The 11,925-nt window shown below is 37.7% G+C and carries 7 protein-coding genes; 6 read left to right on the forward strand and 1 reads right to left on the reverse strand.

What is annotated here, in order from left to right:
* Window positions 1-138 precede the first annotated feature (138 nt).
* Window positions 139-1,422: an isocitrate lyase gene (gene aceA / locus ACK3CR_RS05725; RefSeq protein ID WP_488975035.1), complete on the forward strand. Its 1,284-nt coding sequence runs from the start codon at window positions 139-141 to the stop codon at window positions 1,420-1,422.
* An 88-nt stretch (window positions 1,423-1,510) separates the two neighbouring features.
* On the opposite strand, the gene ACK3CR_RS05730 is transcribed toward aceA, so the two are convergent.
* Entirely contained in the window at window positions 1,511-1,663 is a 153-nt protein-coding gene (locus tag ACK3CR_RS05730; RefSeq protein ID WP_243514605.1) for an IDEAL domain-containing protein, read from the reverse strand.
* A gap of 327 nt (window positions 1,664-1,990) precedes the next feature.
* Here ACK3CR_RS05730 and ACK3CR_RS05735 point away from each other — a divergent pair, with 327 nt between their 5' ends.
* From ACK3CR_RS05735 to addA, 5 genes are all read left to right on the forward strand, one after another.
* Window positions 1,991-2,629 carry a TVP38/TMEM64 family protein gene (locus tag ACK3CR_RS05735; RefSeq protein WP_019393891.1) on the forward strand — a complete coding sequence of 213 codons (639 nt, stop codon included), beginning with the start codon at window positions 1,991-1,993 and terminating at the stop codon, window positions 2,627-2,629.
* A gap of 237 nt (window positions 2,630-2,866) precedes the next feature.
* Entirely contained in the window at window positions 2,867-3,769 is a 903-nt protein-coding gene (gene phaZ, locus ACK3CR_RS05740) for an intracellular short-chain-length polyhydroxyalkanoate depolymerase (RefSeq protein WP_430239699.1), read from the forward strand.
* A 6-nt stretch (window positions 3,770-3,775) separates the two neighbouring features.
* Window positions 3,776-4,516 (forward strand): 3-oxoacyl-ACP reductase FabG, encoded by a 741-nt coding sequence (gene fabG, locus ACK3CR_RS05745; protein WP_243514598.1) that lies wholly within the window; start codon window positions 3,776-3,778, stop codon window positions 4,514-4,516.
* A 208-nt stretch (window positions 4,517-4,724) separates the two neighbouring features.
* Window positions 4,725-8,192 carry a helicase-exonuclease AddAB subunit AddB gene (gene addB, locus ACK3CR_RS05750; RefSeq protein WP_488975036.1) on the forward strand — a complete coding sequence of 1,156 codons (3,468 nt, stop codon included), beginning with the start codon at window positions 4,725-4,727 and terminating at the stop codon, window positions 8,190-8,192.
* Entirely contained in the window at window positions 8,189-11,899 is a 3,711-nt protein-coding gene (gene addA / locus ACK3CR_RS05755) for a helicase-exonuclease AddAB subunit AddA (RefSeq protein WP_430239693.1), read from the forward strand. Before addB ends, addA begins: the two co-directional genes overlap by 4 nt.
* The last annotated feature ends 26 nt before the right edge of the window (window positions 11,900-11,925 follow it).

Below are 11,925 nucleotides of genomic sequence, written 5' to 3' on the forward strand. Positions count from 1 at the left end.
GTAGTTCCGTTTTTTAATCTGTTGTTATATAATAATTAACGTAAATACAAACTGTAGTATAACAGAAGATGAACAGCTTTTTGTTTTGGAATGTCGCCGATGCTTTTATGAAAAATTCATCAATAAGGGGATGGAGAAATGAAAGATTTACGCGTACAAAAATTAGAACAAAGCTGGAAAAACGATAAAAGATGGGAAGGTATTACACGCCCATATTCAGCAGAAGATGTTATTAAGCTTAGAGGATCAATTGATATTGAATATACGCTTGCAAAGAACGGAGCCGAAAAGCTTTGGAAAGGTCTTCATGAAGAACAATTTATTAATGCTTTAGGAGCTTTGACAGGAAATCAAGCTGTACAGCAAGTAAAAGCAGGATTGAAAGCTATTTACTTAAGCGGCTGGCAAGTTGCCGCTGATGCAAACCTTTCAGGACATATGTATCCAGATCAGAGTTTATATCCAGCAAACAGTGTACCAAGTGTTGTGAAAAGAATTAACCAAGCTCTTCAGCGTGCAGATCAAATCCAGCATCTTGAAGGAGAAGGGGAAATTGATTACTTTGCTCCTATCGTAGCAGATGCAGAAGCAGGATTTGGTGGCCAGTTAAATGTTTTTGAATTGATGAAAGGAATGATTGAGTCTGGAGCAGCAGGTGTTCATTTTGAAGATCAACTTTCATCAGAAAAGAAATGTGGCCACCTTGGTGGAAAAGTACTCCTTCCAACTCAAACAGCTGTGAAAAATTTAATATCAGCTCGTTTAGCAGCAGATGTAATGGGAGTACCAACGCTTGTTATTGCACGAACAGATGCAGATGCAGCTGATTTAATTACGAGTGATATTGACCCTGTTGATCAGAAATTTATTGCGAGCGAAGAAAGAACACCAGAAGGTTTCTATCGCACAAAAGCAGGCATTGATCAAGCAATTGCTAGGGGCTTAGCATATGCTCCATATGCTGACTTAGTATGGTGTGAAACATCTGAACCAAGTTTAGAACAAGCAGAAAAATTTGCAAAAGCAATACATGAGGAATTCCCAGGTAAGATGCTTGCTTACAATTGTTCGCCATCTTTCAACTGGAAGAAGAAATTAGATCCAGAAACAATTGAAGAGTTTCAGCGTGAAATCGCAAAAATGGGCTACAAGTTCCAATTTGTTACTCTTGCAGGATTCCATTCTTTGAATCACAGCATGTTTGAGCTAGCTCGCAAATATAAAACGCGCGGTATGGGAGCATATTCAGAGCTTCAACAAGCAGAATTTGCAAGTGAAAAACATGGCTATAGTGCAACAAGACATCAGCGCGAAGTTGGCACAGGGTATTTTGATAAAGTATCTCAGGTTGTTACAGGTGGTACGTCTTCAACAACAGCTTTAAAAGGCTCAACAGAGGAATCACAGTTTACTGAAGCATAAAAAAAGAGGAGAAGCGTTTACGCTTCTCCTCTTTTTTATTTGAAAATAGATATAAAAAAACCCTTCAAGAACTGAAGGGTTTTATACGTTATGTTGTGCTTTTCATAAGGGCTGCATATTTCTCGGCTAACTTGTGGAACGTTTGCTGATCACCTGTGTCTAAAGCGTTATTAATCTCTGTTTCCAAAATCTCTTTTTTGCGTTTGAAAAGGGAATCATCAATAACCATTTGAATGTACATCTGTAACAGGTTTTCGTCCTTTCTGTTTCTCCGTGAATGGGCTAGCGACTTCATCATCTCAGTGTAAGAATTTTCGTTTTTAATGAGAATCACCCCTGCGCCTTTTTTTTAGTATATAAACGAAAAAGCGAAAATACAACTAGAATTTATAATTTTAAAAAAATTTATTTGTTCTGTACTGTAACAGAGCAACCAAGCCTTTTATTTTGATAATCTTTACCCCATTAAAAAAGAATTAAAACAGGCTTATATTCTTAAAAGAGGACAAACTGTACAAGAAAATCTATAATGGGATAAAATAAGAACAAGGATGAAAGTTAAGAAGAGATGGAGGAAGCTTGGGCATTGAATGAAGTAGAGCATTTTTTTACACTAGAGAACATTTTGGACTTGCTTAATAAGTATCAGTCATTTGGTCTTTTACCTGGTATTTTGCTACCCTTCCTTGAAGCTTTTATTCCAATCTTGCCGCTGTTTGTTTTTGTTGTAGCTAACTCTGCGGCATTTGGGCTGTGGCTAGGGTTTCTTATATCATGGCTTGGAGCAGTAGGAGGAGCGCTTTGCGTGTTCTTACTTGTCAGGAAATATGGACAGCGACGCATTTTCAATTTTCTACATCGCCATCAGCAAGTGCGCCGTGTCATGGATTGGCTCGAGCGTCACGGCTTTGGTCCTTTGTTTATTATGCTATGCTTTCCTTTTACTCCTTCAGCAGCCATCAATGTCGTTGCAGGGCTATCTCGCGTTAGTATGGCTCAGTTTGCCTTAGCCGTTATGGCGGGAAAAATGGTTATGATTTTTGCGATAAGCTATATTGGAGAAGATATCGGATCATTTTTTAGAGAGCCTCTTAAAACAGTTATTGTACTTGCTGTTATCGTCATACTATGGATTGTAGGAAAGCGGATTGAAATTCATCTAAATACAAAAACAGGCTATAAGCAACGAAAGCGAGAAAGAGGATAAAATACTTGTAAAATATTAAGCATTGAAGGAACTGTCCTATGACAGTTCTTTTTTGTTTGAAAAATAAATTAAATTAATCTTGCAATCATGAAAAGGAAGAATATTGAATAATGTAAAAGTAGAAGGTCTTCTGCAGAAAAAATGAAGCTTTAGCTATTAAAACTAGTTCAAATGGCGAGGGAAAGGGTAAATAAAAGTATAAACCTATTAACTATATGGGAATATAGGGGGATGCTTATGAAGAAAGTGCTACTGAAAAAGACAACGCTTTCGAATGGAGAAACATTAGGATACCGAGAGCGGGAAGGAGGATCGGTTCCTTTATTACTCATCCATGGAAATATGACATCATCGAAGCATTTTGATACCTTTTTAGAAAAAGCGGATGAGAAATATAAGATTTACGCGCTTGATCTAAGAGGGTTTGGTGAATCCACTTATAATACACGAGTTGAAGCTATGCGTGACTTTGCGGAAGATGTAAAACTTTTTGTTGATCAAATTCATCTAAAAGATTTTGCACTTCTTGGGTGGTCACTTGGTGGAGGAGTTTGTTTGCAGTATGCGGCACTTTATCCAGATGACTGTCATCATCTTATTTTAATATCATCTGTCTCGACTCGAGGATATCCACTTTACGAGATGGACGAGTTAGGAAGGCCTAATGTAAATCACCGTCTTTCAACTAGAGAAGAAGTTGAGGGAGATAATCGGATTGCTCCAGTGGTAACAGCTTATGAGACGAAAAACTATCCCTTTCTCCGAGCTGTATGGGATTCGCTTGTTTATGTATATGAGAAACCGAAAGAAGAACGATATCAATCCTATTTAGAAGATATGACAACACAGCGCAATTTAGCAGACGTTTATTATAGCTTAAATTCCTTCAATTTAAGTAACGATCATAACGGGCTTAAGGAAGGAAGTAATGAAGTTCAAAACATTCGAATACCTGTTTTAATCCTTTATGGAGACAAGGATTATGTCATCACACAAAAAATGACAAGGGAAATTGCTGTTGACCTAGGTGAATTTGGCACATATGTGGAATTAAATAAGTGTGGACATTCTCCACTTGTCGATGCACTTGATCAAGTTCTCCATGAAATGAATCACTTTCTAAATGAAAAAGAGGGGTGAATAAGAATGAGATTAGAAAACAAAGTAGCGATCATTACAGGAGCAGCAAGTGGGTTAGGATTTGAAGCAGCCAAGCGTTTTATGGAAGAAGGAGCAAAGGTAGCACTCGCTGATTTTGATGAAAAAATTGGGCAGGAGAGTGTTGAAGCACTTCGAGGAAAAGGCGGTACTGTCGAGTTTTTTAAAGTAGACGTCGCAAACCGTGATTCCGTAGACTCCATGGTAAAAAACGTAGTCGACAAGTTTGGAACAGTGGACATTTTGATTAATAATGCAGGTATTACAAGAGACGCTATGTTAACAAAGATGTCTGTGGAAAATTTTCAAAAAGTTATTGATGTGAACTTAACAGGTGTTTTCCATTGTACTCAAGCTGTTGTGCCTTACATGATTGAAAAAGGAAAAGGAAAAATCATTAGCACTTCATCTGTATCAGGGGTATATGGAAACATTGGGCAAACAAACTACGCTGCATCAAAAGCAGCTGTTGTTGGAATGACCAAAACATGGGCAAAAGAACTTGCTCGAAAAGGAATTAACGTGAATGCTGTTGTGCCTGGATTTATCGCAACAAATATGGTCAAGAGCATGCCCGAAAAGGTCATTAATAATCTTGTGAAAACAATTCCAGCGCAAGAGCTTGGAAAACCTGAAGACATTGCAAATGCGTATCTTTATCTTGCTTCTGATGAAGCAAGATATGTTCACGGAACAGCCCTGCACGTTGATGGTGGGATTATGATGTAGTAGAATTGAAGAATTTTGGTTGAGGAAGTGCCTTTTTTAAGGCACTTTTTTTTGTTTTAAAATGAAAACAGAAGAAATTGCTAAAGAAAAAAATTCATTCATTAGCAAAAACCGAACGGATGTTTTGTAATGGCTTCGATGTTATAATAAAGAAAAAGAGCCGGTTACAAATTACATAATCAGCTTAGATGAAGATAGGAGGAGAACAATGGCACTTCAATTTATAATTGGTCGGTCTGGAAGTGGAAAAACATCGTACTGTTTGGATCAAATTCGTTCAGAGCTCCGTTCAGATCCACTTGGAGATCCTATTATTTACTTAGTTCCGGAACAAATGACGTTTCAATCAGATTACAATCTTATTTCAACTAAAGGATTAGCTGGAATGATTAGAGCGCAAGTATTAAGTTTTACACGTCTCTCATGGAAAGTATTACAAGAAGTAGGAGGCATGACTCGTTTACACCTTGATGATACAGGAATTCATATGTTGCTTCGTCGGATTATCGAAGAAAAGAGAGATGAGCTGTCTATTTTTAAAAATGCTGCTGAGAAGCAAGGGTTTGTAGATAAGCTTGAAAGTATGATTATTGAACTTAAAAGATATTGCTTAGAACCAGAAGCATTAACAGAATTAGTCCAGGAAACAAAAGAGGACGAAGGGGCACTAAGCGAGAAACTTCAAGACTTGCTTGTCATTTATAAGAGCTTTGAAGAATACTTGTTCACAAAATACGTAGATTCGGAAGATTATTTACAACTTTTAACAGAAAAACTTCCTTACTCTTCTTATGTGAAAAATGCAACTGTTTATGTTGATGGCTTTTATACTTTTACTCCTCAAGAGCTTAACATTCTATTTTCTTTAATGAAGGAAGCTAAAGATGTGAAGATTTGTTTAACAGGAGAAAAGGAAAACTCTTATCTCTTTAGAACAACAGCTGAAACATATCAAACACTAAAAAACGGAGCAGATGAAGAAAGCATTGAAATTATGGATCCCCTCGTTTTAAAAGGTGGAGCAAGATACAATAATTCTTCATCGCTTCGTCATCTTGAACAATTTTTTGAGCATCGCCCTGTCCCAACTTTCGAGCAAGAAGTAGACGATATTAAGCTTTTTCCAAGCGCAAATAGGCGAGCTGAAATAGAAGGTGTTGCACGAGAGATACGTAAGATTGTTTCACAAGGAACGTACAGGTATCGAGATATGGCGGTTATTGTTCGTAATCCGAATGAATACGAAGACACGATAAGAGCGCTTTTTCAAGACTATGACATTCCGCACTTTATTGACCAAAAACGAGCAATGGCCCATCATCCGCTTATCGAATTGTTGCGTTCAAGCCTTGAGATAGCAGGAGGTTCATGGCGGTACGAACCTATTTTTAGAGCAATTAAAACAGATCTGCTTTTTCCACTCGACATCTCTCTTAATGAGATAAGAGAAGAGATGGACAAGCTTGAGAACTATGTACTCTCTTATGGTATTCAAGGTTCTAGGTGGACAAGTGAGGAAAAATGGACCTATAGACGTTATCGTTCCCTTGAAGATGTAAAAACAGGACAAACAGACGAAGAAAGAGAGATAGAACAAAAATTAAATGAATTAAGAGGCATTGTTGTTCATCCTATCCATTCATTGCAAAAAAGTTTAAAGAAAGCAAAAACAGGTTTCGAATATGGAAAAGCAATCTATGAGTTTCTTCTTTCTTTGAATATCCCTGAAAAGATGGAGAAGCTTAGAGAAGAAGCAAATGAAAATGGAGACTTACAGCGTGCTGATGAACATCATCAAGTATGGAAAGCCGTTATTCACTTACTTGATCAATTTGTAGAAATGATGGGAGAACAAAAGCTATCTTTTACACTCTTTAGCTCTATTTTAGATACGGGATTTGATAGCCTGAAATTTGCGCTTGTTCCTCAAGCAATTGACCAAGTGATGGTAGCGAACTTTGAGCGTTCTCGTTTAACAAATATAAAAGCTGTTTTTGTTATTGGAGCAAATGACGGGGTTATTCCAGCTCTTCCCGTAGAAGACAGCCTTTTATCAGATACTGAGCGTGAAAACTTACAGCGGATAGGTGCTTCTCTTGCTCCGAGTACAAGGGATCAGCTTTTCGATGAAGATTTCCTAATTTATCTTGCTTTTGTTTTACCAAAAGAACGCCTATACATTAGCTATCCTCTTGCGAACGAAGAAGGGAAAACGTTGCTTCCATCAAGGGTTATCAATCATTTGCGTGAAATGTTCCCACTTTTAAAGGAAGAGTGGCTTGCAGCGAATCCAGCAGAGCTTCCTGAAGAGGCTCAGCTTGCTTATATTCAGAGTCCCTATACATCCCTTGCAAACTTAGCATATCAACTGCAAGCATGGAGGAATGGCTACCCGATTAGTCCAATATGGTGGGATGTTTATAATTATTTTATAAAAGATGAAAATTATCGTTTATACAGTCGCCAAGTTTTGAGCAGTTTATTCTATAAAAATGAAGCTAAAGTGCTTTCAAAAGGGATTACTAAAAAACTTTATGGCCAAAAAATTAAAACGAGCGTTTCACGTATGGAAAAATTCAATGCATGTCCATACTCTCACTTTGCGGCGCATGGGCTAAAATTAAAAGAACGACGTGTTTTTAAACTCAATGCCCCTGATATCGGTGAACTGTTTCATGGTGCGTTGAAGTTGATCTCAGAGAGATTACAGCATGAAGGAAAAGAGTGGAGTGAGCTTACAAGGCAGGAATGTCATGAGCTTGCCGTATTTAGCGTTGACGAGCTTTCCTTAAATTTGCAAAATGAGATTCTATTAAGTTCGCATCGTCATCGGTACTTAAAACGAAAACTTCAGCAAACAGTAGAGCGAGCAACCATTATTTTAAGTGATCATGCAAAAGCAAGCGGATTTGCACCGATAGGGCTTGAGCTTGCCTTTGGTCCGAAAGAAACGTTACCATCTCTTCCGATTACATTGCCAAATGGCACAAAGATGGAGCTTGTTGGCCGAATTGACAGGGTCGACAAAGCGATGAGTTCAAAAGGCCTTCTTCTTCGGATTATTGACTATAAATCAAGCGACAGAGACATTGACTTAGTTGAAGTTTATTATGGCCTTTCTCTTCAAATGCTTGCTTATCTAGATGTTGTTATCACAAATGCTGCGAAATGGCTTGGTAAAGAAGCATTGCCAGCAGGTGTCCTTTATTTCCATGTACACAATCCATTTGTGAACAGTACAAAACTTCTTAAAGAAGATGAAATTGAAGATGAGCTATTCAAAAAGTTCAAGATGAAAGGCCTTCTTCTTGGTGAAGAGGAGTCTATTAAATTAATGGACACGACGCTTGAATCAGGGCATTCAAAAATTGTATCAGCAGGCTTGAAGAAGACGGGCGGTTTTTATTCAAATTCTTCTGTTGCAAGTGAACAAGAATTTGAGACAATTCGGAATTATATTCGTCAACACTTTGAAGCTTCTGGAACAAGTATTACAGAAGGAAAAATCGATATCTCTCCGTACAAATTAAAAGATCGTACGCCGTGTGATTTTTGTTCTTACAAATCTGTTTGTCAGTTTGACCAAGCATTTGAAGAAAATAGCTACCGAGAGCTTAAGAAAGAGCAAGATAAAATTGTGTTAGAACGTATGAAAGAAGAAGGTGAAACAAAATGACGGATCTAAGAGAGAAGCCAGCAAACAGTCAGTGGACAGATGACCAGTGGAAAGCTATCGTTGCTACTGGTCAAGATACGCTTGTGGCAGCAGCTGCTGGTTCTGGAAAAACAGCTGTTCTAGTTGAGCGTATCATTGGAAAATTGATAGACGAGAGATCGCCTATTGACGTTGATCAACTTCTAGTTGTAACTTTTACAAATGCATCTGCAGCAGAAATGAAACATCGAATTGGAGAAGCATTGGAGAAAGAGCTAAAAAATGCTCCATCTTCACTCCATCTTCGCCGTCAGCTGAATTTATTAAACAAGGCTTCCATTTCAACTCTTCATTCGTTCTGTTTGAACGTTATTCGTAATTATTACTATAAGATTGATATTGATCCTGGCTTTCGAATCGCAGATGATACAGAGGCAGAACTTCTACGTGATGAAGCACTTCAGGAACTTTTTGAGGACTATTACAGCCGTGAAGATAATCTTCAATTTTTAGATGTTGTTGATCGTTATACGAGTGATCGAAGTGATGCTGAAATTCAAGAGATTGTCCGAAAAATGTATGAGTTTTCTCAATCAACTCCGTCACCGGCAATGTTTTTAGATGAACTGCTTTTACAGTATAAAGTAAACGAAAATACGAGAATTAGTGATTTATCATTTATGCCTTTTTTAATGAATGAAGTAAGGAAACAGCTTCATAGTGTTGAAGATTTATTGAATCAAGGATTAGCCTTAACAAAGAAACCAGATGGACCGGCACCACGAAGTATAAATTTTGAGGAAGATCTTGAACAGCTTCAAAAAATTCAAAGCGGGGCAGCTTTATCTTTTGAAGAAGCGCATGAAGCAATGAGAAATCTAACCTTTTCACGCTTGAAACCATGCAAAAAAGGTGAATATGATCAAAACCTTGTGGATCAGAGTAGCGATATTCGCAAAACAGCAAAAGAAAAGCTAGAGAAGCTGCAGTCTGAGTTATTTTCTCGACCACTAACAGCTTATATAGACGATATGATAGATATGAAGCCTGTTATTGAAGTATTAACAGAGCTCGTAAAGGAATTTAGCAAACGTTATAGTCTTAAAAAACGTGAGAAAGGGCTCGTTGATTTTGGCGACCTTGAACATTATTGTCTTGCTATTTTAACAGAAGAAAGAGATGGGGAAATTGAGCGTTCAGCAATTGCTAAACAGTATGCTTCACAGTTCCATGAAGTTCTTGTTGATGAATATCAGGATACAAACATGGTGCAAGAAACAATCATCAAGCTAGTGACAAGAGACGAAGAGAGTACAGGGAATTTATTTATGGTAGGGGACGTTAAGCAATCTATTTATCGTTTCCGACTTGCTGAGCCATTTCTATTCCTTAATAAATATAAGCGATTTACAAAAGATGGTCGAACAGGTGGATTAAGAATTGATCTTAATAAAAACTTCCGAAGTCGAAGTGAAGTTCTTGATGCTACAAACTATCTCTTCTATCAGATTATGGATGAAGGTGTTGGAGAAATTTCTTATGACAGCGATGCAGAGCTAAAAAGAGGAGCTTCGTATCCGCCAGATGAGAACATGGTAACAGAGCTTCATCTTATTGAAAAGAACGGTGCAGACATTCCTGTTCAGGAGGGAGAATTTTCAACTGAAGAGCTTGAAACCTCTCAGCTTGAAGCACGTTTGATGGCTGGGAAAATTAAAGAAATGGTTCAGAATCGTTTTCAAGTTTACGATGCTAAAAAAGGGATAACAAGAAATGTAACATACCGTGATTTTGTTATTTTACTTCGCTCTATGACATGGGCACCTCAAATTTTAGAAGAATTTAAAGAACAAGGTGTTCCACTTTATGCTAATCTTTCTAAAGGTTATTTTGAAGCAACAGAAGTAACGATTATGCTGTCTCTTTTAAAAGTTATCGATAACCCATATCAAGATATTCCGCTTGCTTCTGTTCTTCGTTCACCACTTGTACGGTTAAATGATGAAGAACTTGCTTCAATTCGCCTTTATGATGAGAAGGGCACGTACTATGAAGCATTAAAAGCTTATCTGAAAGAAGCTTCAGCAGAAGACGAGAAATACAAAGATATTGAACATTTTTATCACTGTCTTTTGAAATGGAGAAAAGAAGCTCGTCAGCGCCCGCTATATACATTAATTTGGAATCTGTATAGAGAAACAGGCTTCTTCGAATTTGTCGGTGGGTTACCGGGAGGAAAACAAAGACAAGCCAACTTGAATGCTCTTTATGACAGAGCGCGGCAGTATGAATCAACTTCTTTCCGTGGTCTTTTCCGCTTCTTGCGTTTTATTGAACGCATGCAGGAGCGTGGAGATGATTTAGGCACAGCTCGTGCGCTTGGAGAGCAGGAAGATGTTGTGCGCCTTATGACCATTCATAGCAGTAAAGGGCTCGAGTTTCCAATCGTTTTTCTAGCAGGAATTGGTCGGTCATTTAACTTAATGGATGTTAATAAATCTTATTTGTTCCATAAAGAGCTTGGGTTTGGTTCAAAGCGAATTAACCCTCGCTTGCGTGTAGCATATCCAACCCTTATTCAACAAGCAATGAAACGCAAAATTAGAAGAGAGAGTATTGCAGAAGAAATGCGGGTACTTTATGTTGCTCTTACGCGTGCAAAAGAAAAGCTAATTTTAGTTGGGACAACAAGTGATAAAGAAAAGCTTGTGAACAAATGGGAAAGTGTTTTTTACCATGGGGATATTCTTTTGCAATCAGCTGTTAGAGAAGAAGCAAAATCCTATCTTGAGTGGATTATCCCTTCGCTTATCCGCCACAGAGATTTTGAGAGCTTTGCTCATAACCAACCAGCTTCAAATCAAGAGCTTTATAACCATCCGTCAAAATGGGAGCTAAATGTTGTCCCTTCTTTCTCTCTACAGGAAAGTGAAAAAAAGAAAGAAGAAGAAGACAAAGATCTTGTCGAAGCAATCAAAAACAGCCAACAGGTTAAAATCCAAAGCCCGTACAGAGAAGAAATTGAGCGTCGACTAGGATGGAGATACGCTTACCAACAAGCTTCTAAAACAAAATCAAAACAATCTGTCTCAGAGCTTAAACGACAAAGTCAGCTTCTCGATGAAGAAGAACAAACAAAAGGATTTCAAAAGCCTATTACAGAACGTCCACTCTTTTTACAAGCTAAAAAGTTAACAAGTGCTGAGAAAGGAACGGCTATGCATACAGTTATGCAGCATATTCCATTAAAAACAGATGTAACTGCAGCTTCTCTTCTTGAACTTTGTTCTTCTTTAATTACAAGAGAAATTTTAACAGAAAAAGAAGCATCATCGATTAATATTAATGGGTTACTTGGTTTCTTTGAAAGTGAGGTTGGACAGCGTCTGCAGCAGGCACCTTCTGTTTATCGAGAAATGCCGTTCAGTTTCTCTGCGAAGGCATCAGAGCTTGAACAAAACTGGGAAGGAAAAGAAGAACCCGTGCTTATTCAAGGAATTATTGATTGTTTGTTTAGAGACGAAAAAGGAGTAGTTTTATTAGATTTTAAGACAGATGATATTGCGAACCGTTTTCAAGGCGACTTTGAAAAAGCAAGAGATACACTTCTGAGCAGATATAAAACACAACTGAATCTTTATACACGAGCAGTTGAAGAAATTGGCTCCATTCATATTAGTGAACGATACCTTTATTTCTTTGACGGAGGTCATTTTTTATCATTATAAAAAGAGAAGAGATTTTTTCTTCTCTT

This window comes from Priestia sp. TRM10 (assembly GCF_057808375.1).